At 61.7% G+C, this 25,832-nt stretch carries 22 protein-coding genes; 10 read left to right on the plus strand and 12 right to left on the minus strand.

Going from position 1 to position 25,832, the window contains the following annotated elements:
- Positions 1-27 precede the first annotated feature (27 nt).
- The 6 genes from BUC08_RS02530 to BUC08_RS02555 all read left to right on the plus strand — a co-directional run bounded on the left by BUC08_RS02530 (position 28) and on the right by BUC08_RS02555 (position 9,691).
- Positions 28-1,245, plus strand: coding sequence for an N-acetylmuramoyl-L-alanine amidase (locus BUC08_RS02530; protein WP_037920879.1), 1,218 nt, complete (start codon positions 28-30; stop codon positions 1,243-1,245).
- A 122-nt stretch (positions 1,246-1,367) separates the two neighbouring features.
- A complete protein-coding gene (locus BUC08_RS02535; protein ID WP_037920877.1) occupies positions 1,368-3,857 on the plus strand; it encodes a penicillin-binding protein 1A in 2,490 nt (829 codons plus the stop codon).
- A 107-nt stretch (positions 3,858-3,964) separates the two neighbouring features.
- On the plus strand, positions 3,965-5,089 hold the full coding sequence (gene prfB / locus BUC08_RS02540) for a peptide chain release factor 2 (RefSeq protein WP_037920874.1): 1,125 nt from the start codon (positions 3,965-3,967) through the stop codon (positions 5,087-5,089).
- A gap of 154 nt (positions 5,090-5,243) precedes the next feature.
- Positions 5,244-7,601 (plus strand): calcium-binding protein, encoded by a 2,358-nt coding sequence (locus BUC08_RS02545; RefSeq protein ID WP_037920872.1) that lies wholly within the window; start codon positions 5,244-5,246, stop codon positions 7,599-7,601.
- Positions 7,602-7,651: 50 nt separating this feature from the next.
- Positions 7,652-9,064 (plus strand): amidase, encoded by a 1,413-nt coding sequence (locus BUC08_RS02550; RefSeq protein WP_037920870.1) that lies wholly within the window; start codon positions 7,652-7,654, stop codon positions 9,062-9,064.
- Positions 9,065-9,208: 144 nt separating this feature from the next.
- A complete protein-coding gene (locus tag BUC08_RS02555; protein WP_051693828.1) occupies positions 9,209-9,691 on the plus strand; it encodes a GNAT family N-acetyltransferase in 483 nt (160 codons plus the stop codon).
- On the opposite strand, the gene BUC08_RS02560 is transcribed toward BUC08_RS02555, so the two are convergent.
- The 3 genes from BUC08_RS02560 to BUC08_RS02570 all read right to left on the minus strand — a co-directional run bounded on the left by BUC08_RS02560 (position 9,683) and on the right by BUC08_RS02570 (position 11,956).
- Positions 9,683-9,901, minus strand: a complete 219-nt coding sequence (locus BUC08_RS02560) for a hypothetical protein (RefSeq protein ID WP_037920864.1) — start codon at positions 9,899-9,901, stop codon at positions 9,683-9,685. The genes BUC08_RS02555 and BUC08_RS02560 overlap by 9 nt on opposite strands.
- The gene (locus BUC08_RS02565) at positions 9,898-11,052 is read right to left on the minus strand and encodes an aromatic ring-hydroxylating oxygenase subunit alpha (RefSeq protein ID WP_037920860.1); all 1,155 of its coding nucleotides are present in this window, start codon (positions 11,050-11,052) and stop codon (positions 9,898-9,900) included. Before BUC08_RS02565 ends, BUC08_RS02560 begins: the two co-directional genes overlap by 4 nt.
- 106 nt (positions 11,053-11,158) lie before the next feature.
- Positions 11,159-11,956: a helix-turn-helix domain-containing protein gene (locus BUC08_RS02570; RefSeq protein ID WP_037920858.1), complete on the minus strand. Its 798-nt coding sequence runs from the start codon at positions 11,954-11,956 to the stop codon at positions 11,159-11,161.
- A gap of 218 nt (positions 11,957-12,174) precedes the next feature.
- Between BUC08_RS02570 and BUC08_RS02575 the strand changes: the two genes are divergently transcribed.
- Positions 12,175-12,381, plus strand: coding sequence for a S1 domain-containing protein (locus BUC08_RS02575; protein ID WP_143186658.1), 207 nt, complete (start codon positions 12,175-12,177; stop codon positions 12,379-12,381).
- A gap of 101 nt (positions 12,382-12,482) precedes the next feature.
- Here BUC08_RS02575 and ilvN read toward each other — a convergent pair whose 3' ends face one another.
- The 4 genes from ilvN to BUC08_RS02595 form a co-directional block, all read right to left on the minus strand.
- Complete coding sequence (gene ilvN, locus BUC08_RS02580; RefSeq protein ID WP_037920856.1) at positions 12,483-13,043, minus strand: acetolactate synthase small subunit; 561 nt, start codon at positions 13,041-13,043, stop codon at positions 12,483-12,485.
- Between the two features lie 12 nt (positions 13,044-13,055).
- The gene (locus tag BUC08_RS02585) at positions 13,056-14,807 is read right to left on the minus strand and encodes an acetolactate synthase 3 large subunit (protein WP_037920853.1); all 1,752 of its coding nucleotides are present in this window, start codon (positions 14,805-14,807) and stop codon (positions 13,056-13,058) included.
- A 308-nt stretch (positions 14,808-15,115) separates the two neighbouring features.
- On the minus strand, positions 15,116-15,772 hold the full coding sequence (locus BUC08_RS02590) for a response regulator transcription factor (RefSeq protein WP_037920852.1): 657 nt from the start codon (positions 15,770-15,772) through the stop codon (positions 15,116-15,118).
- Positions 15,769-17,250 carry a cache domain-containing protein gene (locus BUC08_RS02595; protein WP_051693824.1) on the minus strand — a complete coding sequence of 494 codons (1,482 nt, stop codon included), beginning with the start codon at positions 17,248-17,250 and terminating at the stop codon, positions 15,769-15,771. The genes BUC08_RS02590 and BUC08_RS02595 overlap by 4 nt, the downstream gene beginning before the upstream one ends.
- A 241-nt stretch (positions 17,251-17,491) precedes the next feature.
- Here BUC08_RS02595 and BUC08_RS02600 point away from each other — a divergent pair, with 241 nt between their 5' ends.
- The 3 genes from BUC08_RS02600 (at position 17,492) to BUC08_RS02610 (ending at position 22,117) form a co-directional block, all read left to right on the plus strand.
- The gene (locus BUC08_RS02600; RefSeq protein ID WP_028956332.1) at positions 17,492-18,580 is read left to right on the plus strand and encodes a TRAP transporter substrate-binding protein; all 1,089 of its coding nucleotides are present in this window, start codon (positions 17,492-17,494) and stop codon (positions 18,578-18,580) included.
- Between the two features lie 136 nt (positions 18,581-18,716).
- Positions 18,717-19,685 (plus strand): TRAP transporter small permease subunit, encoded by a 969-nt coding sequence (locus tag BUC08_RS02605; RefSeq protein WP_037920851.1) that lies wholly within the window; start codon positions 18,717-18,719, stop codon positions 19,683-19,685.
- Positions 19,686-19,762: 77 nt separating this feature from the next.
- Positions 19,763-22,117: a TRAP transporter large permease subunit gene (locus tag BUC08_RS02610; RefSeq protein WP_037920850.1), complete on the plus strand. Its 2,355-nt coding sequence runs from the start codon at positions 19,763-19,765 to the stop codon at positions 22,115-22,117.
- 134 nt (positions 22,118-22,251) lie between these two features.
- Here the strand turns inward: BUC08_RS02610 and BUC08_RS02615 are convergent, their stop codons facing one another.
- The 5 genes from BUC08_RS02615 to BUC08_RS02635 form a co-directional block, all read right to left on the minus strand.
- Positions 22,252-23,295, minus strand: coding sequence for an NAD(P)H-dependent flavin oxidoreductase (locus tag BUC08_RS02615; RefSeq protein ID WP_037920848.1), 1,044 nt, complete (start codon positions 23,293-23,295; stop codon positions 22,252-22,254).
- Between the two features lie 48 nt (positions 23,296-23,343).
- Entirely contained in the window at positions 23,344-24,159 is an 816-nt protein-coding gene (locus tag BUC08_RS02620) for an arginyltransferase (protein WP_028956336.1), read from the minus strand.
- Positions 24,160-24,240: 81 nt separating this feature from the next.
- Positions 24,241-24,678 carry an RDD family protein gene (locus BUC08_RS02625; protein WP_037920846.1) on the minus strand — a complete coding sequence of 146 codons (438 nt, stop codon included), beginning with the start codon at positions 24,676-24,678 and terminating at the stop codon, positions 24,241-24,243.
- Between the two features lie 67 nt (positions 24,679-24,745).
- The gene (locus tag BUC08_RS02630) at positions 24,746-25,156 is read right to left on the minus strand and encodes a DUF2852 domain-containing protein (protein WP_037922053.1); all 411 of its coding nucleotides are present in this window, start codon (positions 25,154-25,156) and stop codon (positions 24,746-24,748) included.
- 146 nt (positions 25,157-25,302) lie between these two features.
- Positions 25,303-25,767, minus strand: a complete 465-nt coding sequence (locus tag BUC08_RS02635; protein WP_037922049.1) for a YbaK/EbsC family protein — start codon at positions 25,765-25,767, stop codon at positions 25,303-25,305.
- Positions 25,768-25,832: the final 65 nt, after the last annotated feature.

Consider the following 25,832-nt stretch of genomic DNA (forward strand, 5'->3'; position numbering starts at 1 on the left):
AAAAACAGGGCGGGCGAGACAGGTGTAATGCGGTATGTGATCCTGATGATTTGTGCGCTGGCGCTGGCCGCAGCACCGCGTGCCGATGCGCAAGCGCTGACCGGACTGGCCCGTGTCGATCCAGCCGCCAGCAGCATTTCCGACGGCTGGTTCGGCGGCACCAAGCTGACCATTTCCCTCAGCCAGGGCGTGCCGTTCCGCGTGTTCCATCTGGACAGCCCTGCGCGGCTGGTCATCGACTTTCGCGAAGCCGATTGGAGCGGCGTCGATGCGGCATCCCTTCTGGGCAGCAGCAAGAAAGTGACCGGCGCGCGCTTTGGTCCGTTCCGTCCGGGCTGGTCGCGGCTGGTGCTGGATCTGGCAGCGCCCTTGTTGCCCTCGAACATCGCCATGCCGATCAACAACAGCACCGGTACCGCGACGCTGACCATTGACCTTGTCAAGGCCACGCCAGAGGCTTTTGGTGCGGGGGCCGGTGCGCCAAAAGATGCAGCATGGTCCACGCAGGCCGCGCAGGCACCGCAAGTGCGCGTGGCCGACGACAGCTTTGTCGTGGTGATTGACCCCGGTCACGGCGGCGTTGATCCCGGTGCGATCCGCGACGGAGTCGAGGAAAAGGACCTGATGTTGAAGGTCGCACAGGCTTTGGCAGAAGCCCTGCGTCGCAGCGGACAGGCCGAGGTGGTGCTGACCCGGACTCAGGACGAATTCGTATCGCTGCCGGGCCGTGTCGACATGGCCCATGCCGCCGGGGCCGATCTGTTCATTTCGCTGCATGCCGATGTGCTGTCCGAGGGTGGGGCAAGCGGTGCCACGGTCTATACGCTGGCAAAGGATGCCAGCGACGCGGCCACCGCGCAGTTGGCCGCCCAGCACAACCGCGCCGATATCCTGGCGGGGGCCGATCTGAACGGGGCCGACGACGAGGTGGCGGGCGTGCTGCTGGATCTGGCGCGGCAGGAAACCGCGCCCCGCTCGGAACAGGCCGCCGCTGCGATTATCGCCGCGATGGATGCGGCAGGGGGACCGATGAACACCCATCCCGCACGGCATGCCGGGTTTTCGGTGCTGACCAGCGCCGATGTGCCGTCGCTGTTGATCGAGATCGGTTTTCTCAGTTCGAAACGCGACCTGGCCAACCTGCGCGATCCGGTCTGGCGTGCCGTGATGGCGGGGGCAATTGCGGATGGCATACTGGCCTGGCGCGCGTCCGATCTGGCGCAACGTCCACTGGTGCGCCAATAAGGCACCATGTAAGCTTGGGCACGTAAGCGTAATAATGCCATCGTCACACCCAGACGTGTTTTGACCCCCCGCCGGGCGTGCCCTATAACACCGCCCTGAGCAGATTTATAAAGGACGCCCGCGTGTTCCGATTCATCCTGTCGTTTTTCGGCGGTATCTTTACGGCCCTGACCATGGGCCTGTTGGCCGTTGCGCTGAGCATTGGCGCGATTTTCTATATCTATGGCCGCGATCTGCCCAGCCATGAAAGCCTTGCGCAATATACCCCGCCCACCATCAGCCGCATTTACAGCGGCCAGGGCCAGATCATCGACGAATTTGCCCGTGAACGGCGGCTGTTTGCCCCTGCGGACACCATTCCCGATCTGGTGAAACAGGCGTTCATCAGCGCCGAGGACAAGAATTTCTACACCCACGACGGCTATGACCTGCGCGGGATCGCAGCTGCGGCCATCGAAGCGGTGCGCACGCGTGGACGCGACCTACGCGGGGCCTCGACCATCACCCAGCAGGTGATGAAGAACTTCCTTTTGTCCGGCGACCGCCAGATCGAACGCAAGATCAAGGAAATCATCCTGGCAAGCCGGATCGAAGAGACGCTGTCCAAGGAGAAAATCCTTGAGCTCTACCTGAACGAAATTTTCCTTGGCCAGAATAGCTATGGCGTGGCGGCGGCCAGCCAGACCTATTTCAACAAGACGCTGGGCGAACTGGCCCCGCACGAAGCGGCGTTCCTGGCGTCCTTGCCCAAGGCACCTTCGGATTATCACCCCGTGCGCCGCAAGGATCGTCTGCTGGCACGGCGGAACTATGTGCTGAAAGAGATGCACGACAACGGCTATCTGACCACCGAAGTCTACGAATCCGAACGCGCACAGCCGCTGCGGTCGGTGCAAAACGGCGACTTTGAAAGCTTCAAGGACGAGCTGCCGCCGCGCGATTATTTCACCGATGAAATCCGCCGCCAACTGTCCGAGAACTTTGGCGAGGGCGAATTTTTCAGCGGCGGCCTGACCGTGCGTGCGACCATCGATCAGGAAATGCAGCCCATCGCCGCCAATGCGTTGCAGCAGGAGCTGGAAAACTACGACCGTTCCCTTTCCAGATGGCGCGGCACCGGCAAGAAGATCGAGCCCGAGGTCGCCACCGGTGACGCCTGGGAAGCCGCGTTGAAAGCCGTTCCTGTGGCCCGTGACATCGACCTGAACGGCCAGTGGTATCCGGCTGTTGTGCGCGAGATCGGTGACCAGCGCATCGTTCTGGGCATCGAAGGGCAGGGCATCGGCGAAGTGGCGCGCGATGACATCAAGTGGATCAAGGGCGACTTTGCCGCCAACTTCAAGGTGGGTGACGTGGTCCACGTGCGCCAGCGCGACGGTGCATGGTCGCTGCGGCAGGTGCCGGCAGTGCAGGGCGGCTTTGTCGCCATGGACGTAAACACCGGCCGCGTGATCGCCATGCAGGGCGGTTTCAGCTACCAGAACTCGGTCTTCAACCGCGCCACACAGGCGAAACGCCAGCCCGGTTCGTCGTTCAAACCCTTTGTCTACGCGGCTGCGCTGGACAGCGGTTATACACCCGCCACGATCATCGTCGACGCACCCATCGAGATCAACACGCCCCAGGGCTTGTGGCGGCCCAAGAACGCATCGAACCAGTATTACGGTCCCACACCGATGCGCACCGGCATTGAACGGTCGCGGAACCTGATGACCATCCGTCTGGCGCAAGAGGTCGGAATGGACACGGTGGCCGATTACGCCGAACGTTTCGGGGTCTATGAAAAGGGCCAGATGGGCAAGTTCCTGGCCAACTCTCTGGGGTCGCAGGAAACCACGCTGTACCAGATGGTTTCGGCCTATGCGATGTTCGCCAACGGCGGCGAACGGGTCAAACCGACCCTGGTGGACCGTGTGCAGGACCGCTATGGCAAGACGGTGTACCGTCACGACGAACGCCAGTGCGCCGATTGCCAATTGGCCAGCCTTGACCCCGGCTATGGGCCGCGGATCACCTCCAACCGCGAACGGATCATGGACCCGATCACCGCCTACCAGCTGACGTCGATGATGCGCGGCGTGGTCGAACGCGGCACTGCTGCACGGACCGTGAACCTGCCGGTGCCCACCGCGGGCAAGACCGGGACCACCAACGACAGCAAGGACGTGTGGTTCGTGGGCTTTACCAGCAATATCGTCGCGGGGTGCTACATCGGCTATGACACGCCCCGTAACATGGGGCGCGGGGCCTCGGGCGGTGGCATGTGCGGTCCGGTGTTCCAGCGGTTCATGCTTGAAGCCACGAAGAAATACGGGGGTGGCGAATTCGAAGTGCCCCCCGGCGGCCGCTTCATCAAGATCGACCGCTTTACCGGCGCACGTCTGAGCGATGACGCTTCGGGCGACACCGTGGTGGCCGAGTATTTCCGCGATGGCGAAGAGCCGTTGTTCGGCATCATGTTCGATGGTGGCTTTGCCATGGGGGCCGACCTGCCTCTGGTCGAGGAAGTGGGCCGCGCCACGGGCCGTACGGTCACAACCTCGACCGGTGCCAAGGCGACCGTGGGGCCAAAGGCCAACTTCGGCACGCTCAGCTCGGGCGGCTTGTATTAGGCCCGAAAACTTGGACCCTGACAGGCGCAGCCGTCACCCGACGGCTTGCCGCCTGACGGGCGCTGGTTTACACCCGCATTTCAACACCATCCCGAAGGACACGAGCCATGCGCGCCGAGGCCCAAAACACCGTTGCCGAGATCGAAAAATCGCTGGAGCTGCTGGGGCAGCGTCTGGGCGTGGAAACCGCGCAGCACCGGCTGGAAGAATTCAACGCCCGTGTCGAGGACCCGAACCTGTGGGATGACCCCGAAGCCGCGCAAAAGCTGATGCGCGACCGTCAGTCGCTGGTCGACGCCATCGACACCTATGAGGGCATCAAACAGGACCTGGCCGACAACGTCGAACTGATCGAACTGGGCGAGATGGAAGACGACGAAGAGGTCGTCAGCGACGCCGAGGCCGCGTTGAAGGCATTGGCAGTCAAAGCCGCGCAAAAAGAGCTTGAGGCGCTGCTGGACGGCGAGGCAGACAGCAATGACACATTCCTCGAGATCAACTCGGGCGCCGGTGGCACGGAAAGCTGTGACTGGGCGTCGATGCTGGCGCGCATGTATGTCCGCTGGGCCGAGAAAAAAGGCTACAAGGTCGAGCTGAACGCCGAAAGTGCGGGTGAAGAGGCAGGTATCAAATCCGCCACCTACAAGATCACCGGCCACAATGCCTATGGCTGGCTGAAATCCGAAAGCGGCGTGCACCGGCTGGTCCGTATCTCGCCGTTCGACTCGGCGGCCAAGCGGCACACGTCCTTCACCTCGGTCAAAGTCTATCCGGTCGTGGACGACAACATCGAAATCGAGGTGAACCCCGCCGACATCCGTATCGACACCTACCGGTCCTCCGGTGCCGGGGGCCAGCACGTGAACACCACGGATTCGGCTGTGCGGATCACCCACCACCCAACGGGCATCGTCGTGACCTCCTCGGAAAAATCCCAGCACCAGAACCGCGACATTGCCATGAAGGCGCTGAAATCGCGGCTCTACCAGATGGAGCTGGACAAGCGGTCCGCACTGGTCAACGAGGCCCACGAAAGTGCGGGCGACGCGGGCTGGGGCAACCAGATCCGGTCCTATGTGCTGCAACCCTACCAGATGGTCAAAGACCTGCGCACCAACTACGAAACCTCGGACACCAAGGGCGTGCTGGATGGCGATCTGGACGGGCTGATGGGGGCGACGCTGGCGCTGAACGTCAGCGGCAAAAGCCGGTCAGAGGCGCAGGGCGACTAGCTGCTGGTGCGAGGGGGGAGTTTCCCGCCATAGGTGAAATTTCCCTGATTACAGCCAAATAACGGAATTTTTTCTTCCGTGAATCGGGTTTTGTTTCCTAACTTGTGTGCATTCTCAAAGGCTTTTGGCCAACGCTGCATTCAAAGGAAACTGCATGACCGATATCGTATTCACCCGCACTCTCGATGGTTTTACCGACATCAATCAGCCGCAGGGCGGGACTATGTTCTGGTCGAATGGCATAGCGACGTCGGCAATATTCGAAGATGGCACCGCGTCGGACAGCTTTACCGCTGATTTCACCATGACGGGCTCGAACTGGACCATCGATTCCATGTTCGTGCTGTCCGCAGGCGAAAGCACCACCATTCTGACGGACGGCGATTCCGGCACGGGGCGTGTGATCAATTATCTGAACGCGGGCAACAATACGCAGATCGACCTGATCAACAGCGAGATTACCCATATCACCGCCTATGGTGGCGGCACCCATGACATCAATCTGGGCAGCGCATTCACCCGGTCCATCGTCATTGACGGCGCGTCCATGGACATCACCGTAAACAGCGGTGGCGTGGGGCACATGGACCTGACCGGCGGCGCGTCGAACCTGACCATCAACGGCTCTGCCGACTACATCGCAACAGCCGAGTTTGCCGATGTCGTGAATGTCAGCGGCGAGGCCGGAATCGTCAGCCTCGGCGACGGCGACAACACCGTCGGTGTTCAGGGGTTCGTTGCCACGCTGGCCACCGGCGCGGACGATGATGTGGTCACCGTGTCGGATTTCGGACGCATCGAGCTTTGGTATGCGACAGGTGGCAATGACACGCTGAACCTGACCGAATCCGGCCGTGTGGGCGCCCTGCGTGCTTCAAACGGTGGCTCAGTGGACATCAACGCCGCGAACAGCGCGCGGGTGGAATACGCGGAATTCAATGGTGTTTCGGCAGATGTGACCGTGACGGACGATGCACGGGTCGAGACGCTGTTGGTGTCCGAGGGCAACGTCGTCGCCAATGTCAGCGACAATGGCCGCATCGACCTGCTGCGCGTGGATGTCGCCGACGGGGACATCACCGTGACCGGCAATGGCCGCGTGCGCGAAATGCAACTGTGGGAGGGCACCCATACGGTCACCACAGGGGATCGGTCGATGACCCTGATCGACCTCTATGAAAGCTCGTCGAATATCACCATCGGCACCGGCAGCGTGTCGATGATCCGCGCCTATGCGGAAACCACGCAAACCCACACGATCAATGCCACCGGCTGGATTGGGTCGATCCTGGTCGGCGAATACCAGACGGCGAATATCACGCTGGGCAGCGGCGGGGCCGGTTCGATCTCGCTTGACGATGGCGCGGATACGATCACCACCGGATCGGGCTACCTTGAATACCTGCGCTCGCGTGGCGGCAACGATACTGTGACCATCGGGGCAGGCGGCGCGGATGCGATCACCACGGGGCAGGGCAACGACACCGTGACGGCCACCGGCAACATCACATCGCTGGACACCGGCGAGGGTGACGATGATGTCACCGTTTCGGGCTATGCGGTCAGCATCCGGACCCGCGAGGGCGCGGACAGCGTGGCGACTGGCGGGAATTACGCCGAACAGATCCATACAGGCACCGACAACGACAGCGTGACCGTGGGCACCGGCGGCGTCGGTCGCGTGTATCTGGGCGATGGCAATGACACGATCACCACGGGGTCGGGCTGGGCCGAACTGATCAGCGCAGGCGCGGGCGACGATGAAATCAACATCGGCACCGGCGGCGGCGGCCTTGTGCGCGCGGGCGCAGGCAACGACCTGATCAAGCTGAGCGAGTCGAACCCCGACTACGGCATCGTGGTGCACGGTGGCGACGGTGTCGATACGCTGGACTTTTTCAACTTTACCGCAGGCATCACCTTTTCACTGGATGAATCCGGGCGCTGGCAGAACATCGGTGCGGCGGACCCGCTGGACGAAAACATCGCGGGCGTCTTTGGCTATGTCTCGGAAACCGGGGTCGAAAATATCGTGGGCAGCCAGTACGACGACAAGCTGACCGGCGACAAGGGCGACAACCTGATCGAAGGCCAGAAAGGCCGCGACTTCCTGTTTGGCGGTTCGGGGGCCGACACGCTGGACGGCGGCAAGGGCAAGGACCGCATCTATGGCGGCGGCGGCGAGGATATGCTGTACGGCGGCCTTGGCTTTGACCTGCTGGAGGGCGGCAAGGGCAACGACACCCTGAACGGCGGCGAGGACAACGACGTGCTGCGCGGTGCCCAGGGGGCGGATGTGTTCGAATTCGAACTGAATTCCGGCATCGACCGCATCAAGGATTTCGAAGACGGCAGCGATCTGATCCGGCTGGTGTCTGCGGGCGGCTTTGGCGGCCTGTCGATCTATGATCAGGGCAGCGATCTGCGCATCGACCATGACGGCGGCAGCATCATTCTGGACGATCTGGCGGGTCTGGTGCTGACGTCCGCGGACTTTGAATTTATCGCCTGACCCGGCGTATTCCGCTTGAACCTGCGCATGGCTGCGGCAAAGCTGCGGCCATGACAGATGACATTCTTTTCCAAGGCGCCCTGGCGCAATCGGATGCCCTGGCCAAGGGCACCCTGACCGCAACCGACCTGATGCAGGCCACGCTGGCCCGTATCGACGCTGTGAACGGGGCAGTAAATGCCGTGGTGTCGCTGCGCGATGCCGACGACCTGATGGCCGAGGCGCGCGCCGCCGATGCGGCACCGCGCAGCGGTTGGCTGCACGGAATGCCCATCGCCATCAAGGATCTGGCCAATGCCGCCGGGCTGCCCACGTCGATGGGCTCGCCCCTGTTCGCGGGACAGGTGGCGGCCAAGGACGATATCATGGTCGCACGCCTGCGCGCGGCAGGCGCGATTGTGATCGGCAAGACCAACACGCCCGAGTTCGGCCTTGGCTCGCACACCATCAACCCCGTGCACGGTCCCACACACAACCCCTATGCGCACGGGCGTTCTGCGGGTGGTTCATCCGGTGGGGCAGCGGCGGCGCTGGCCTGCGGGATGTTGTCGGTGGCCGACGGCTCGGACATGATGGGATCACTGCGCAATCCGGCAGGGTGGAACAACGTCTATGGCATGCGCCCGACCTGGGGGCTGGTGCCGTCTGAGCCCGAGGGCGACAGCTTCCTGCACCAACTGGCCACCAACGGCCCGATGGCGCGCAACCCTGCGGACCTTGCCGCCTTGTTGGACACGATAGCCGGACCCGACCCGCGCCAGCCGCACGGGCTGTCACAGGCACCCGCGCTGCCACAGATCGCGGGTGGCATGAAAGGTGTGCACATCGGCTGGCTGGGCAACTGGGGTGGCGCGCTGCCGATGGAACCGGGCATTCTGGAAATCTCGCAAGCCGCCTTGCAACAGATGGAAGGCTTGGGCGCGCAGGTGACCGATCAGGCGCCGCTGTTCGACGCCGATGCGATGTGGGACAGCTGGATCACCCTGCGGTCGTGGCAGGTCGGTGCGGGGCTGGCTGCGGTCTACAACAATCCTGCGCAGCGCGATTACCTGAAAGACACCGCCCAATGGGAGATCGGCCGCGGTATTGCGCTGTCGGGGATGCAGGTCCATGCGGCCAGCCTGGTGCGCAGCAACTGGTTCAAGGTCGCCGCGAAAGCCTTTGAAACTTATGATGTTCTGGCGCTTCCGTCGGCGCAGCTTTGGCCTTTTGAGATCACGTGGGATTACCCGCGCGAAGTCGCAGGCGTGCAGATGGATACCTATCACCGCTGGATGCAGGTCGTCGTGCCCGCGTCGTTGTTGGGGCTGCCGGTGGTCAACGTTCCGGTGGGCTTTGGCGGACCGGATGACGCGCCTGCGGGCCTGCAACTGATCGGCAAACGCGGGTCTGACGCGGCGCTACTGCGGGTGGCGCAGGCGTGGCACGCCGCAACAGATTGGCCGAACGCGCGACGGGTCTGACCGAACCGTGGCGGGGTTTCAGCCCCATCTTATCTGTCCCAAATCTGCGCTAGATGCACGACCTCAAGGGATGAGCCTTGGATTTGTTTTTTGTTTCTGAAACAATGGGGTAAACTTCTATCCTCATGCGTAAGGAGAGCGGGCTTGACGAAAGCCACCTATGAGAAATGCGCCCCCGACGACGCACGGTTGCCTGCGGTGCTGGACCTGGTCCGGCGCAGTTTCGCCTATATGGAGGACCGCATTGCGCCGCCGTCGTCGCTGCACCGCCTGACGGTCGATGCCATCGCCCGGCACTGTGACACCGGCGAGGTGTGGGTGCTGGGTGATCCGCCCTTGGCCTGCATGTTCCTGACGGAGAAACCGAACCGGCTGTATCTGGGCAAACTGGCTGTCGACGCCGGCTTGCGCGGGCAGGGAATAGCACGGCAGTTGGTCGATCTGGCCGCGGCACGGGCCGTGTCAAAGGGGCTGGATACACTGGAACTGGAGGTCAGGATCGAACTGATCGAAAACCATCAGGCGTTCGGTCGGATGGGGTTCCAGATCGTGCGTCACGGCACGCACGACGGGTTCGACGCGCCGACCTTTTACGTCATGCAAAAGACCGTCGCCGAACTAGCCTAAAGGCTCGCGCCCCTTTGCAGCCAGTCGCGCGCGCAAGTCGCCGACCTGCGGCGCATTCTGTTCCAGCGCAAAGACATAGGCCTGTGTCAGGAAGAAGCAGGCGGCGTCGACATCTGCCGCAAGGTCTGCGGCCTGCGCATAAAGCGTTACCAGCGCCAGATGATCCTCCGCCGAATGGGCCGCGAGAAGTTGCGCGTTCAGGTCGGTCATTCCGCCGCCATCTGCCCTGCGCGGTGTGCCTGCAACCGCCCCGCGACCCACGCGTGGAACAGATGCGTCGGCCCATCCATCGCGGGTGAAAACCGCCCGCCATCAAAGCTGGGCGCGTGGCGTCCGCGCTGCATTCCCTCGACCACAAAGATATCTTCCTCGAACACCAGCTTCCACTGTTCGGTGTTGCGCAGACGCAAGGCAGGATCGGTGTCTGGCGCTGCATAGTAAATGTGTACGTTTTCCACGGTCTTTTCCGTGCTTTCCGGCACCAGAATGATTGCAAAGGTATGATCGCGGTGCACGCCCAACAGCACGTTGGGGTAGGCGGTGACATATTCCGCGGCGGTGTTCCACTTGTCGCTCAGACCGTCGAAATCAGGGAACCTGCCGCCATCTTCGCCGGTCATCTGGCGATAGACCAAGGTGCCCTGACCTGAATAATGCTCCGGCGCTTCGATGTGATAGTGATCTTCCAGCCGGGAATAGCTGTTCAGGCCGGGGTGGACCCACGGCAGGTGATAGCTTTCACAATAGTTCTCGACCGCCAGTTTCCAATTGCAGTTGACCGCCAGTTGAAAGCGGCTGTCGGCGCCGCCGTGGTACAGGGGTTTGTCAAACTCGGCCCAGCGGGCCAGCAACTCGGCGTTGTGCACTTCGAACGGGGCAGCATCGCCCGACAGGTTGATCCAGATGACGTCCATCCACAGATGGCTGCGCACCTCGATCAGGCCCAGCAGGGCGCGGTCGATGCCAGGGTGTGTGTTGTGTCCCGGGCCGCCCACATGCGGCGTGCTGACCAGCCGTCCGTCAGTGCTGTAGCACCAGCTGTGATAGGGGCAGCGGATGGCCCCCTCGATCTTGCGCGGCGCATCAACCAGGATCATGCCACGGTGGCGGCAGATGTTCTGGAACACGCGCACCCGCGCGGTGCGGTCGCGCACCACCAGCAGGGGCATCCCCAGAAAGGTCAGCGGCACGGCATCTCCCACTTCGGGCACGTCCGCCCCCACTGCCAGACCGGCCCAGCCTGTGGACAATACGGCAACGCGCTCTTCGTCAAAGATGGCGGCGTCGATATAGTGGGCATTGGGCAGGCCATTGGCCTGATCCAGCGGGCGGCGCACCGCATCAAGGTTTGTGTGGCTCATCGGGCTGCATCCCCCTGTCTTTGATGCTTCAGCCCTAGTCCAAACGAACGCGCCGCGTATGCGCGTCAGCGACAGGGGTTTTCTGCGGGCGACATCCCCGGCGCGCCTACCGGAAGGGTTCGGCAGGGCGCAGCAGACGTTTGTGATAGGGCTGCAGGTCCTTCAATTCGCAAAAGCCCGAGGTGCGCGCCGCGGCCAGGACCTTGGACACATTGGTGCCCAGATGCTCATAGACCAGGCGTTCAACCCGTTTCGTCGTGATCGTCTCGCGGACGGTGCGCGCCACGTAGCCGAGCCAAAAGTTGTTCTCGAACGACATCTCGCGCGCCAGATGGTTGAAGGAACAGGTGACGGCCCCACGGCGCGCAACCATGGCCGCGATACCGTCGTCCTGCCGTATCACCAGCCCGCGATACTCGCGGGTCCGGCTGTCCTGGGGCAAACCCTGGTCCGTGAACGCCTCGCGCGGTTCGAACCCGCGGATAAAGGTCGAGCCGTTCTTGCGGACCACATGAACCAGACCCACGATGAACTTGTTCTGGTCGATGAAGCTGCGGCGCGAAAACCGGTAAAAGCCGGAGGGAAACAGGGTTTCGGGGACATTGACCGCAGCGTCGTTCAGGAAATCCTGCAAATAGGGGTCGCTCAGGTTCCGGTCATCCGTACCGATCTCGGCAACGGGCGACAGCAGGATGCGCGCGTCGACATCGAAAAAGGTGCAGATACGGGCCAGCACATCGGGACGGGGAAAGCTTTCTCCGGCGAGATAGCGGTTGAACTGGGTGCGGTTGACACCCAACTGGCGGGACAGCGCAGAGATGGACGGAAAGTTCTGCGCGAGATGGCGCAGGTTGGCACCCAACATGTTGCGCAATTCGGCGGGGGATTTGTCACGGTAGGACATGTGTTGCCCCTTCTTTAGTGCGCCGCAGGGTGATCCGTGAGGTCGTTTAAGGTTGCTAGGGCGCATTGACGCGAATGAGCATCACACCTGACGCGTATTAGCTTCTGGACGATACTCTCAATGCCACAAAATGCAACACAAGTCGCGTACCACGGGGCGTCCATAGCTGCTATTCTTGCTAATGGGGAATATAATGGGGAATATTTGGGCGCGTAAGAATGATTGGTATGGTTTTGTGGTGCAATGTGGCGGACCGGCAGGCGGTGATCCTGTGCGAAGACCACGGGCATTTTGCGTTTTTTCACGACACCCAGAGCGGGCTGGACAATTTTTTCGAATTTGATGTGGGGGATTTGGTGAGCTTCAAGCTTTATCCCCATGAGACCCGGCGGCTGGCCTGCAACGTGGTGTTGTGCGCGCCGTAGCTGTCGGCGCTGTGCATCTTGGCATAGCAGGCGTCGCTGCCGATGTCCTGAAACGTTCAAAGGGGGCAGGGGCAATCGCCCCTGCGCCCGCTCGTGTTCCGTCAGTCGCCGCGGGACAGGGCGGCCACACCGGTGCGCGCCACATCCGTAAGCCCCAGCGGGCGCATCAGGTCGGCAAAGGCGTCGATCTTTTCCGGTGCGCCGGTGATTTCGAACACGAAACTGGTCAGCGTGCTGTCGACCACATTGGCACGGAAGATATCCGCCAGCCGCAGCGCCTCGACCCGTTTGTCACCGCCACCTGACACTTTGAACATCGCCAGTTCCCGCTCGACCGACGGTCCTTCGACCGTCAGGTCGTTGACGGTGTGCACGGGCACGATGCGGCCCAGCTGCGCCTTGATCTGTTCGATCACCTGCGGCGTGCCGGTGGTGACGATGGTGATCCGGCTCAGATGCCCGGTATGGTCCACCTCGGCCACGGTCAGGCTGTCGATGTTATAGCCGCGCCCCGAGAACAACCCGATGACCCGCGCCAGAACACCCGGTTCGTTTTCGACCAGAACCGCCAGCGTGTGCCGCTCTTCCACATCCGAGAAGTTGGGCCGTAGGTTGTAAGCCGAATGGCTGGTCGCGCCTTTTTTGATTTTTAGAGCAGACATATCCGTATTCCTTTACACCAGCACCGAACCCTTGGCGTCGATGACGCCCTGGGTGTCGGCCTCGCCCAGAAGCATTTCATTGTGTGCCTTGCCTGACGGGATCATCGGGAAGCAGTTCTCGTGCTTTTCGACCAGACAGTCGAACAGGACCGGACCGTCATGGTTCAGCATTTCCATGATCGCATCGTCCAGATCGTCGGGGTCAGTACAAAGGATCCCTTTGGCGCCGAAGGCTTCGGCCAGTTTCACGAAATCAGGCAGGCTTTCCGACCACGAATGCGAATAGCGTTCGCCGTGCAGCAATTCCTGCCATTGGCGCACCATGCCCAGACGTTCGTTGTTCAGGATGAACTGTTTGACCGGCAGGTTGAACTGCATCGCGGTGCCCAGTTCCTGCATGTTCATCAGCCAGCTTGCCTCGCCCGCGACGTTGATCACCAGCGCCTCGGGGTGGGCCATCTGCACGCCGATGGACGCCGGAAAACCATAGCCCATGGTGCCCAGACCGCCGGATGTCATCCAGCGGTTCGGACCCTCAAAGCCCAGGTACTGCGCCGCCCACATCTGGTGCTGGCCCACTTCGGTGGTGATGTAACGGTCGTGGTCTTTGGTCAGCGCCTCAAGCCGTTGCAGCGCGTACTGCGGCTTGATGACCTTGCCCTCTTGCTTGAAGCTCAGGCAGTCGACCTTTTTCCATTCCTCGATCTGTTTCCACCATTTGGCCACGCCTTCGGCATTGGTCTTGCGACCGCGTGATTTCCAGACCTTCAGGATGTCTTCCAGCACATGGGCCACGTCGCCCACGATGGGAATGTCGGCCTTGATCACCTTGTTGATCGACGACGGGTCAATATCGATGTGCGCCTTGATCGACTTGGGCGAAAAAGCATCCAGCACGCCGGTGATCCGGTCGTCGAAGCGCGCACCGATGTTGATCATCAGGTCACAGCCGTGCATCGCCATGTTGGCCTCGTACAGCCCGTGCATGCCCAACATGCCCAGCCATTTGTCGCCCGACGCCGGATAGGCGCCCAGACCCATCAGGGTGCTGGTGATCGGAAAACCGGTCGCCTCGACCAGTTCGCGCAACAATTGCGAGGCCGCAGGCCCCGAGTTGATGACGCCGCCGCCGGTGTAGAAAATCGGACGCTTGGCGGTTTCCAGTGCGGCCACCAGTTCGGTGATCTCTTCCATGTCGCCCTTGAGGGTGGGCTGATAGTGCGACTGCGTCGGTTTCGGTCCGGTATAGGTGCCGGATGCAAACTGCACGTCCTTGGGAATGTCCACCAGCACAGGGCCGGGACGGCCCGAGGTCGCCACATGAAACGCCTCGTGGATCACGCCGGACAACTTGTCGGTCTCTTTCACCAGCCAGTTGTGTTTGGTGCAGGGGCGGGTGATGCCCACCGTGTCCGCCTCTTGGAACGCATCCGAGCCGATCATGAAGGTCGGAACCTGTCCGGTCAGAACGATGATCGGGATGCTGTCCAGCAGCGCATCGGTCAGGCCGGTCACCGCATTGGTGGCGCCGGGGCCGGAGGTCACAAGGCACACGCCCGGCTTGCCGGTCGAGCGGGCATAGCCTTCGGCGGCATGCACCGCACCCTGTTCATGGCGCACCAGAATGTGCTTGATCGAGTTTTGCTGAAACACCTCGTCGTAAATCGGTAGGACGGCGCCGCCGGGATACCCAAATACCGTGTCCACGCCCTGATCGATCAGGGCCTGAACCACCATCTTTGCTCCGCTCATTTGACGTGTCATAGCTCTACTCCGGTTACGCCATACTGTCTTGCGCACATAAAAAAACCCCCGTTCTGGCGGGGGCACATGGGTCGAATTCTGGTCTACCGTTACCGGCCCATGTGCGTTGATCCAACAATGACGACGACGTCTAGCATGTCTTGGGTCCTGTTAAGTGCGTTTCGGGACATTATGAGCGGGGTCCGAGGGCGTCAACAGTCAAACGGCAAGAAAAAGTGTCGCGAGGGCGCTTTTTTGCGACATTTTATTTCGCGGTCCGAGATTCTCGCGACACAAGCGCAAAACCGGCAAGGGAATCGGTGCTGCGCTCAGCGCCCGGTGCCTTGCAGCACGCCGTGCTCCATCGCGTAGCGGGTCAATCCTGCGGTGCTTGAGATGCCCAGCTTGCGTTTGATGTTCTTGCGATGGGTCTCGACGGTACGCACCGAAATATCCAGGTCGCGGGCCACATCCTTGTTCGACAGCCCCTGCGCCAGTTGCAGCAGGATCGTCTGTTCGCGGTCCGTCAGTTGCGAGCGCATGTCGCCGGACTTCGGCTCGATCGACCCTTGGGCACCGGTGCACAGGTAACGTTCGCCGCGCATCACCGCGTCGATGGCGTCCTTGATCTCGTCGGTGGGCACGTCTTTCAGCACATAGCCGCGCGCGCCATGATCCAGCGCCGAGGCGATGTATTCGGGGCTGTCATGCATCGACAGGATCAGCACCGCGGTGTCGGGGCTGCGCTCCAGCACCAGTTCGGTGGCGGTCAGCCCGCCCATTTCCGGCATGTTCAGGTCCATCAGGATCACATGAGGTTTCAAGGTGTCCAACTGGTTGATCACGTCGCGCCCGTTGCCCAGCGTGCCGACCACCATCAGGTCGTCATAGCTTTCCAGGATGGACTGGATTCCTTGCGCGACCATGGGGTGATCGTCGACCACGAGAACGCGGATGGGGTGGGGCAGCGGGGTCAGTTCGGTCATGCATGGCTCTTTTTTGGGGGCAGGTCGGATGTCGGATCTGGGCCGGATTTGGGATCGGGCGGCAACAGGTGGGTCAGCGGAACGGTTGCCTCGATGGTTGTACCGGACGGCGTGCCTGAGGCGGTATCTTTGCCGCGCGAGGACGTGATGCGCAAGGTTCCGTCCAGCTGTTCAACCCGTTCCTGCATGTTGCGCAGGCCGATGCCGCGCTGGTTGCCCCGCGTTTCGCGGGTTTCCCGCGGGATTCCACAGCCGTTGTCGGTGACGCGCAACGTCGCGCCCCGGCGGTGGCCGCGCAAGTCGACGGTGACATGGGTGGCACCGGAATGGCGTTCGATGTTGGTCAGCGCCTCTTGGGCGATGCGATAAAGTGCGATCTTGGAATCCTGATCCAGCCGGTTGCGAAAGACCACGGTGTTAAAGGTTGTCTCGACGCCGGTGCGGGTCTGGAAATCGTGGGTCAGCGCCTTGATCGCGGGGCCAAGGCCCAGATCGTCCAGCACGCCGGGACGCAGGTCGCGGCTGATCCGGCGCACTTCGGCAATCGCGGCAGCCAGGTTTTCAATGCCCTGGTCCAGCGATTTGTCTGCGGTGTCGAAAGCGCCGGACTTCAACCGCCGCCGCGCGATGTCCAGGGCAAAGCGGACGCCCACGAGGATCTGGCTGATGCCATCATGCAGTTCCCGCGCCACCCGCCCGCGTTCCTCTTCCTGCGCGTCAAACACCCGCTGGGTCAGCCGCTTCAGCTTGGCATCCGCCAGCCTGCGTTCGCGGAGGTTGATGAACATGCCAGAGCCGTAAACCAGCAGAACCGCCAGCAGGGTGATGACGGTGATATAGACAAAGGTCCGCTGCACCCGCGCCTCGACCTCGGCGCGGGCGGCGGCGGTGGTGGCCAGCACGTCGTCGATGTAGACGCCGGTGCCCACGGCCCACTGCCAGCTTGGGAAAGAGGTGACATAAGAGATCATGCGCGCCTCTTCCCCGGTCGAGGGTTTGGGCCACAGGTGCGTCAGATAGCCGTCGCCTTGCCGCGCGATGTTGATCAGGTCGCGCACCACGTGCGTGCCTTCGCTGTCGGTCTCGTCCATCCAGTTGCGGCCGATCCGCTCGGTCTGGCGCGGGCTGACAAGGTTGGTGCCGTCATAGTCGTAGACAAAGAAGAACCCTTCGCGATCATAGATCATGGCGGCGAGGATCTGATTGACCTGTTGCTTGGCAAGGTCGTCATCGGGTGCCGCATTGCCATAGACGAAATAGAACCCGTTGCGCGCCTGCGTGACGTAATTGCGCAGTTCGGCCTTCTTGGCCCGGATCAACTGGTTCTCCAGCGCCTGGATTTCACGATCCGCCAAGGCACGCGCCTGCACCGTCACCAGGATGGCAATCGCCGACACGGCCAGAACCAACGGCAACGCTGCGACCAGCGACAGTTTCTGCGCATAGCTGAATGTGAAACGGGGCCAAAGACGGTGCATGATGATTCGATAAGCGGTTTGATGCCAAAATCATAGAGGGCAGGGCGCGCAGAGCACCGGCACGCGCCAGTCAGACAGAAAAAAATCCATGTGTTTTAAGGTTATTGACCGGTCAAAGGCCCCAACTACGCAGTACTTGGTATTTCATTTGAATCGCGGCTGCGTAGTCTGACCAACACTGAAACGACCGCCTTCATCCAGAACCAGAGCGGTCGCTACATAAACTTTGGGAGGAGTTAAAATGGACCGTCGTTCATTTCTGAAAACGTCTGCGTTGGGCGGCACCGCTGCCGCCGCGACCACGCTGGCCGCACCGCTTTACGCACAAGGCAAGCGCACCCTGACAATGGTTACAGCCTGGCCGCGCGGTTTTGCCGTGCTGGACGATGCGGCAACCTATTTTAACAACATGGTTGACGAGATGTCGGACGGCACTCTGACCATCGAGAAAAAAGCCCCCGGCGAGCTGGTCGGCGCGTTCGAAGTGTTCGACGCCGTGTCTTCGGGTCAGGCTGACATCTATCACGCGGCTGACTACTACTTTATCGGCCAGCACCCCGGTCTGGCCTATTTCACCGCCGTGCCCTTCGGCGGCACCGCGCAGGAGCTGACCAACTGGTACCTGCATGGCGGCGGTCACGAGCTGCACAACCAGATCGGTGAAATCTTCAACATGAAGATGTTCCTGGCCGGCAACTCCGGCTCGCAGTCCGGTGGCTGGTTCCGCAAGGAAATCAACTCGGCTGCCGACTTCAACGGTCTGAAGTTCCGCATGCCGGGCCTGGGTGGCAAGGTGCTGGGCAAACTGGGCGCATCGGTCCAGAACATTCCCGGCGGCGAGCTGTATCAGGCGCTTTCTTCGGGCGCGCTGGACGGTCTGGAGTGGGTTGGCCCGTTCGCGGACGAACGCGCGGGCTTCCAGGAAGTCGCCAAGATCTACTACACGGCGGGCTTCCACGAGCCGGGCTCGGGTCTGACGGCGTCGGTCAACCTGGATGTGTTCAACGAACTGACACCGGCCCAGCAGAAGATCATCGAATATTCCGCGATGGCCACCACGCACACCGGTCTGGCCGAAACGCTGGCCAACAACGGTGCCGCACTGGCGCGTCTGCAACAGCAGGGTGTGAAAACCATGCAGTTCCCCGACGACGTCTGGGACGCCTTCGGTTCCGCCTCGAAAGAGGTCATGGACGAGAACATGAACGACACCCTGTTCGCAGACATCCGTGGCAGCTTTGAAGCGTCGATGAAATCTTCGGCTGAATGGCTGCAGAAATCGGACGCCTTCTATGTCGAACAGCGCGAGCGCGTGCTGAGCGCGGGCTAATCCAGATCTGATCAGAACTCAGGGGCCGTGTCCAAGACACGGCCCCTGAACTGCATCCGGCCCGCGTTATCGGGCCAAGACGGCAACTGTGCAAATCCGGCGCCAAGTCCGGCACGCACGCGGGGAGGGGACGACCATGGAAAACGACGTGACCTGCGAGGGATTTTTCCGGGCGGCAGAGGGCGCAAAGCTCAGCTGTCTCGATAAGTTTCAGGACAGCGGACTGTTACAGTTCATTTTTGGAAACCTGCTTGAGGCGTTCTATAACTTTTTCGCCGCCGTGCTGAACCCGGGCATGTGGCTGAACTGGACCGACCCCCAGGCCATGATGCGCTTTATCTACTACGGCGGCTCGGTCGAGCTGTTCTTTGTGGCGCTGGTGTTCCTGCTGATCATCACCGCCTTTGGCATGTGGCACCGCGGGTTCATGTGGGGTTGCGTGCGCGTGCTTGAAGGGTTCAACAACACCATTGGTCGCTTTGTTGCCTGGGCGGGCCTGTTGATGGTCCTGCAACAGATCGTCATCGTGTTCATGCAGCGGATCTTTACCCGCCCCGACATCTCTTTCGGTTTCGGTATCCCGCTTCAGTTCGACATCTCGTGGTTCGGTGAAGAACTGAAACTTTACAACGCCTTGGTGGTCAGCCTTTGCGTGGCTTACACTTTTGTTCAGGGCGGGCACGTGCGGGTTGACCTGTTCTATGCAGGCGTGAAGTTCCGCACCAAGAAGATCATCGACATGTTCGGCTCGGTCTTTTTCATGATGCCTTTCGCGATCATCACCTGGATGTACGGCTGGTTCTTTCTGTGGCGGCACCTGGTCACGCCGAACCCCTCGGCCTCGGACAGCCTGGATCTGCTGCTGCGCAAGGCCAGGATTCTGAAATGGAACGTCGAAACCATCGGCTTTTCGCCCAACGGTTTCAACGGCTACTTCCTGTTCAAGATCCTGCTGGTCGCTTTCTGCGCCATGGTGATGTTGCAAGCGATTTCCACGTTCTACCGCAGCTGGTGCGAAATGCGTGAAGGCGAAGAATCCGAAGGCAAATACCTGGACCGCGACACGCTGGGAGCGGGCGAAGAAGCCTATGAGGGCACGCACTGATGTGCGCACCGATCATCACCACACACAATAATGACGGGCGCACACCGCCCGCACGCAAAGATTAGGGACAGAATATCATGTTGTTTGGACTCGATGGCGTCGAAATTGGCCTGATCATCGTCTTTGTCTGCCTGTTTGGCGGCATCCTGTCGGGCTTTCCGGTGGCCTTTGCCATCGGCGGGGCGGGCATCATCTCGTTCGGGATCATCGCGGCGCTGGACAGCGCGGGGCTGCTGATCCACCAGGCAATCGATCAGTCCAGCGCCGCCTATCGCGATCTGGTCAACAGCGGGGTCAAGGCGGATGCGATCAGTATCTTCCGATACCCCGACCTGCCGCGTGTGGCGGAATCGGTGTTCCCGCAAGGCTGGGAAGTCGCGATGGACCGCAACGTGTCCTTTATCGTGAACCGCATGAACGAACGGGTTCTGGCAGGCCAGTCGATTGAAACGCTGCTGGCGGTGCTGATGTTCGTCCTGATGGGCATCACGCTGGAACGCTCGAAAATCGCCAACGACCTGCTGACCACGATGGCGCGTGTCTTTGGCCCGCTGCCGGGCGGTCTGGCCGTGTCGATCGTGGTGGTGGGGGCGTTCCTGGCCGCCTCGACCGGCATCGTGGGCGCGACCGTGGTCACCATGGGCCTGCTGGCGCTTCCGACCATGCTGCGCAACAACTATTCGCCCGAGATCGCCACAGGCGTCATCGCCGCATCCGGCACGCTGGGGCAGATCATTCCGCCGTCCATCGTGATCGTCCTGCTGGGCACGCTGGCCGGTGACCTCTATTCCGCCGCACAGGAACAGCGCGCCCAGCTTGCGGGCTGTACCGATGCGCTCAGCTATCTGGGCAAACCGGCGGTTCTGTCCGTGGGCACATTGTTCCAGGCGGCTCTGCTGCCGGGCATCCTGCTGGCGCTGCTCTATGCGCTTTATGCCTTTGTCTACGCGCTGCTGAACCCCGAGAAAGCCCCGGCGGTGCCGATGGGGGCCAGCAATTCCGAACCGATCACACGCCGCGAAGGGTTTACCTGGTTCCTGGGCGTGCCGATGCTGATGGTGGTGGGGACGATCCTGCTGGGCAATGTCGGCGTGGTCGGATCACAGAACATGACCGTGTCGTCCTTCTCGGACATCGAAAAGGGCGCGTCGCTGCGCACCAATGTGTCCGAAGACTGCAAGGCGTCGATGATCGAACTGCACGGCCAGTCCAAATGGGACACGGCGGTTGCACAACAACAAGAGATCGACGCGGCCGGTGGCCTGCACGCATCCGAGCGCCTGTCGCCCGAAGCCCTGCAAGAGGCCATCGACGCCAAGGTCGCGAATGCAGCCCCCATCGGCACAGGCACCGCGATCCTGTTGATCCTGGCCGGTCTGATCCTGACCACAGCGCGCGGCGTCGCGCCGTCGCGCGACAAACGTCCGCTGGTGGTGGGGGCCATCGGGGCGGTGCTGGTGCTGCTGGTCGACATCCTGTTGATCGGCCCGCGTACGTCCTCGGGCGTCTACGTGCTGTTGATGGCGGTGCCCTTCGCGGCGCTGCTCTACGGCTGCTATCACGGGGCCATCAGCTGCGCCAAGAACGAGCTGATCCGCGTGGTGTTCCCGCCGCTGGTTCTGATCGTGGCGGTTCTGGGCTCGATCCTGGGCGGTATCACCAACCCGACGCCTGCGGCGGCGCTGGGGGCGGGCGGTGCGATCATGCTGGCGGCCTACCGCAAGCTGACCGACACGGACCGCAGCCCCAAGGTGATCATCTGGTCCACGCTGGCCATTCTGGTCTGTATCCTGGTCGGCGTGAACTTTGACTTGCGCATCAACATCGAAGGCGTCTCCTTCGAAAGCTGGGTCGCGTTCTTTGTCGCCTATGCCGCCTATCTCTATGCGCTGTTCGGCCTGTTGTTCAGCTGCTGGATTCTGTTCACCGCAGGCGTGCTGTCACCCATCGTGCGTGAAACGGCCAAGGTGACGTCGATGGTGTTTACCATCCTGATCGGCAGCCAGATCCTGAACCTCGTGGTCATCAGCTTTGGCGGCGAACATTACATCCAGATGTTCCTCAAGTCGTTCGACAACGAGATCACGGTGTTCCTGCTGGTGATGCTGGTGCTGTTCCTGCTGGGCTTTGTGCTGGATTTCCTTGAAATCATCTACATCGTGATCCCCATTGTCGGGCCGGTCATCTATGGCGGCACTTTCGATCCCAAATGGGTGACGATCATGATCGCGGTGAACCTGCAAACCTCGTTCCTGACGCCACCCTTTGGCTTTGCGCTGTTCTACCTGCGCGGCGTTGCCCCCAAAGAGGTCACCACCGGCCACATCTATCGCGGGATCGTGCCCTTTGTGCTGATCCAGGTGGCGGGGCTTGGTATCTTGTGGTTCTTCCCGTCCATCGTGACGATTGTGCCGGACCTGATCCCGAACTGATCTGTCCGGTAGGCTGAAACGGGAAAAGGGCGCGTCCGTATGGATGCGCCCTTTTTCGGTCGTGCAGGGTGGCCGCGCTGGACCTAGAGGTTCTGCCTCCAGACCTTCGGGATTTTTGGGGCCAAAAAAACCGGCTATTGCGATTCCCTGTGCAACAGCGCCAGCAGATCGGAGGCCGGCATGGGACGGTGCAGCGGTGCGCCTTGGCCTGCCCATTGGGCACCGAAACCGGTTTCGCCCGCGGCCTTGGCGGCAGCGTTCAGAGCTTTGCCAGCGTCATAGGCGATGGGATAATCCGGAGGCTGCGCCGAGGTTTGCGCCCCCCATGCGGTAAAGCGGTTGGCCAGCCCGCGCGCCGGGCGGCCCGAGATGGCGGTGGTCATCGTGGTGTGATGGGCGGCATCGCTGGACAGGGCCGCGCGATAGGCCGCGTCGGCACTGCTTTCGGGGCAGGCGACAAAGGCGGTGCCAAGCTGGGCGGCAACAGCCCCCAGGTCAAGCGCCGCGCGAATGCCGGCACCGTCCATGATGCCCCCTGCGGCAATCACCGGCAGGGACGTGTTTTTGACCAGCAGACGGGTCAGGGCAAAGGTGCCCAGCATCGCATCGGGGGCCGCGGGATCGAACATGCCGCGATGACCGCCGGCCTCGAATCCTTGCGCCACGATGGCGTCACAGCCTCCGTCCGCTATGGCCTGCGCTTCTCCGAGGTTCGTGGCAGAGGCAAGCAAGGTGCAGCCCGCAGCCTTCAGCGCCGCGATACGCTCCGCGTCCGGCAGGCCAAAGTGAAAGCTGACCACCGGCGGGGCGGTGTCCAGCAGCATCCGGAACATGGCATCGTCGTCGGCAAAGCTTTGGTAGATGGTGCGCAATGCGCCCGGCGGTTCGGCGTTGTACGCGGCAAAGAGCGGGCGCAGGGCGTCGCACCATGCAGCCTCGCGCGCAGCATCCGCCGTGGGGGTCGCGTGGACAAAAAGGTTCACGTTGAACGCACGGTCGGTTAGCGCGCGGGTCTCTTCGATCATCTTGCGCGCACCGTTCGCATCCGTGGCCCCCACACCGAGAGAGCCAAGCCCGCCTGCATTCGATACGGCAGCGGCCAGCGCCGGAGTTGATACACCTGCCATCGGGGCCTGGATGATCGGGACGGTGATGTTCAGGCGGGTGAGAAGTGTCATGAGAGCGATCCCTTTTGTCCGTTCCCGCGCGGCCGCGTCACAAGCCCATCAGCGCGCCGGGCGGCTGTCCGGCAGGGCAATGTTGGCCACCTGTTCGGCAATGGGTTCGGCAGACAGCGGATGGGTGTCGGGGCTGTAATCATCAGGATTGTGCAGCTTTTTCCACTTGCCGCCCGTGTAGATTTCCAGGCCCGAGAAGTTGGCCTTGTAGCCCATCTTTTGACTGCCGGGCACCCAGTAGCCCAGATAGACATAGGGCAGCCCGGCCTCGCGCGCGATGGCGATATGATCAAGGATCACATAGGTGCCCAGGCTGTTGCGCGGCATGTCGGGGCTGTAAAAGGAATAGACCATGCTCAGCCCGTCGGCCAGCACGTCGGTCAGACAGGTGCCGATCAGCGTATCGTCGGTGTCGGTATATTCGATCACGCGGCTGCGCACCGGCGTTTCCTCGATCATCGCGGCGAATTCGAAGACGTCCATATCGGCCATGCCACCGTCCGCGTGGCGGCTGTCCAGATAGTGACGGAACAGGTCGTATTGCGCCTCGGTCGCCCAGGGCGAGGTGGCGCGACGGCTGATGTCCGCGTTGCGGCGCAGCGTGCGCTTCTGGCTTTTGCTGGGTTTGAAGGTGGCCACGTTGATGCGCGCAGACAGGCAGGACGCGCAATCGGTGCAGGACGGGCGGTACAGCACATTCTGCGAGCGGCGAAAGCCCTGTTGCGACAGGCTGTCATTCAGCCGCCCTGCGTTTTCACCTTGCAGGGCGGTGAACAGCTTTCGCTCCATCCTGCCGTCCAGATAGGGGCAGGGCTGTGGGGCAGTTACATAGAACTGCGGCGCAAGAGGCAGAGAGTGGCGCATGAACGATCCGTACGATTTTAGTCAATGATACCCGCACAGAACTGTCTGACAAGAGCCACTTCGATTCAAGGTTTACAAGAATTAGCGCAGGCTCCGGCGGTTCATTGCCGCCGTGCCCAGTGCAATGTCGGTCAGGCTTTGACCGCGCGCCGAGGCGCACATGAAGATCACCGACAACAGCTGCAGCGGAAAGATGGCCCAGCTGACATAGTAGCCGACCGTGTGGATCAGCGCCTGGCCCAGGTCCAGCGGTGTGCCGTCGTCATTGCGGATCTCGATGGCGGTCAGCCGCATGCCAAAGGTGGAACCCCGGTTCGCCAGCGTGATCGTCCGATAGGCAAAGTCGATGGTGGCATAGAGAATTGGAAAGAAAAACAGCGCCGTAAACGCGGTGAACGGCACGATGATCACAGCCAGCACCAGCACAAGGATGGTGTCGACGATCCACGCCATGAACCGTTTGGACGTGACATCGCGGTAGAACTTCGGGTCTTCGATCAGATCGTCGGAATAGGTCATGACAGCCTTCTGTGGCAAGGGGTGGGGCGGCCCCGCGTGGGGGCCAGCCGTGGTGTCTGGGTGCGCCTCAGGCTTCGGCTTCCGTTTTGCCGGGCTTGGCGCGCTCGTTCATGAACTGGTCGAACTCGGCCTTGTCCTTGGCATCGCGCAGACGCTCCAGGAAAGCTTCAAAGTTTGTTTGCTCTTCTTCCAGCCGGCGCAGCGTGTCCGCCTTGTAGCTGTCAAAAGCCGAGTTGCCGGTGGACCGCATGGTGGTCAGCGAACGGGACATGCGGCGGGACGAACAGGATTTGCTGAACATACGTTTGCTCCAGATCATGTAGAACAGGGTTGCAAGGCCGACGGGCCAGAAAAAGACAAAGCCAAGGACCATCAGGGCGATCCATGCGCCTTTGCCGCGATCATCCAGCCAGCCTTCGGTGCGGGCGAACCAGCCGGGGTTCGAGGCCGAGGAGGCAGGTGCAGTAACAGTTGTCATCATGTGAACCTTTCATCATCAACGTGGAAATCCCGGTTTGATTGGGTCTTGGCCGGAATGTGAATGTCTTTCACATCAATCAATTTGGGTATTCTGCGCGATGACGCAAGGGGCTATGTGAATGTTTTTTACATTAACCGAAAGGATCAAGTAAAATCAGAGACTTGCCCGTCGCAAATTCTTGCAAGCTCTGCCGGTTCGGCCTTGAAAACATGATGCGGCGTGCCTGCTGCGGCCCAGATCACGTCGAAATCCATCAGGCGACGGTCGAAAAAACACTGGATCGGGGACAGATGGCCCACCGGCGACACGCCACCAATGGCAAACCCCGTCTGTGCGCGGATCAATGCGGCGTCGGCCTTGCCCAGCTCTTCGCCCGCCAATGCCGTGGCCTTGGCCACGTCGACGCGGTTGCCGCCTGCGGTAACGAACAGGACGGCGCGGCCGCTGGTCTGGCCCTGAAACACGATCGATTTGCCGATCTGGTCCACCTCGCAACCCACGGCATTGGCTGCATCCTCGGCGGTGCGGGCCAGGGCGGTTTCGGTGATTTCTGCGGTCAGCCCGGCGGCCTCGAGGGCGGCGCGGACACGTTTCAGGCTCTTGCTCATGCGGGCATAAGTGGCAATTGTCGCCGCCGGGCGCAAGGGCCGAAATGGGCGACCGCGCGCCGCCC

Origin of the sequence: Pseudosulfitobacter pseudonitzschiae, from assembly GCF_900129395.1 — a bacterium.
In the GTDB taxonomy this organism is placed as follows: domain Bacteria; phylum Pseudomonadota; class Alphaproteobacteria; order Rhodobacterales; family Rhodobacteraceae; genus Pseudosulfitobacter; species Pseudosulfitobacter pseudonitzschiae.

Coding starts and splice junctions, on each gene's coding strand:
- BUC08_RS02620 (WP_028956336.1), bottom strand. CDS start 24,159: ATGCGCCACTCTCTGCCTCTTGCGCCGCAGTTCTATGTAACTGCCCCA.
- BUC08_RS02570 (WP_037920858.1), bottom strand. CDS start 11,956: ATGTCCTACCGTGACAAATCCCCCGCCGAATTGCGCAACATGTTGGGT.
- BUC08_RS02530 (WP_037920879.1), top strand. CDS start 28: ATGCGGTATGTGATCCTGATGATTTGTGCGCTGGCGCTGGCCGCAGCA.
- BUC08_RS02630 (WP_037922053.1), bottom strand. CDS start 25,156: ATGACAACTGTTACTGCACCTGCCTCCTCGGCCTCGAACCCCGGCTGG.
- BUC08_RS02565 (WP_037920860.1), bottom strand. CDS start 11,052: ATGAGCCACACAAACCTTGATGCGGTGCGCCGCCCGCTGGATCAGGCC.
- prfB (WP_037920874.1), top strand. CDS start 3,965: ATGCGCGCCGAGGCCCAAAACACCGTTGCCGAGATCGAAAAATCGCTG.
- BUC08_RS02595 (WP_051693824.1), bottom strand. CDS start 17,250: ATGCACCGTCTTTGGCCCCGTTTCACATTCAGCTATGCGCAGAAACTG.
- BUC08_RS02605 (WP_037920851.1), top strand. CDS start 18,717: ATGGAAAACGACGTGACCTGCGAGGGATTTTTCCGGGCGGCAGAGGGC.
- BUC08_RS02560 (WP_037920864.1), bottom strand. CDS start 9,901: ATGACCGACCTGAACGCGCAACTTCTCGCGGCCCATTCGGCGGAGGAT.
- BUC08_RS02610 (WP_037920850.1), top strand. CDS start 19,763: ATGTTGTTTGGACTCGATGGCGTCGAAATTGGCCTGATCATCGTCTTT.
- BUC08_RS02635 (WP_037922049.1), bottom strand. CDS start 25,767: ATGAGCAAGAGCCTGAAACGTGTCCGCGCCGCCCTCGAGGCCGCCGGG.
- BUC08_RS02625 (WP_037920846.1), bottom strand. CDS start 24,678: ATGACCTATTCCGACGATCTGATCGAAGACCCGAAGTTCTACCGCGAT.
- BUC08_RS02585 (WP_037920853.1), bottom strand. CDS start 14,807: ATGACACGTCAAATGAGCGGAGCAAAGATGGTGGTTCAGGCCCTGATC.
- ilvN (WP_037920856.1), bottom strand. CDS start 13,043: ATGTCTGCTCTAAAAATCAAAAAAGGCGCGACCAGCCATTCGGCTTAC.
- BUC08_RS02615 (WP_037920848.1), bottom strand. CDS start 23,295: ATGACACTTCTCACCCGCCTGAACATCACCGTCCCGATCATCCAGGCC.
- BUC08_RS02545 (WP_037920872.1), top strand. CDS start 5,244: ATGACCGATATCGTATTCACCCGCACTCTCGATGGTTTTACCGACATC.
- BUC08_RS02600 (WP_028956332.1), top strand. CDS start 17,492: ATGGACCGTCGTTCATTTCTGAAAACGTCTGCGTTGGGCGGCACCGCT.
- BUC08_RS02550 (WP_037920870.1), top strand. CDS start 7,652: ATGACAGATGACATTCTTTTCCAAGGCGCCCTGGCGCAATCGGATGCC.
- BUC08_RS02590 (WP_037920852.1), bottom strand. CDS start 15,772: ATGACCGAACTGACCCCGCTGCCCCACCCCATCCGCGTTCTCGTGGTC.
- BUC08_RS02575 (WP_143186658.1), top strand. CDS start 12,175: ATGATTGGTATGGTTTTGTGGTGCAATGTGGCGGACCGGCAGGCGGTG.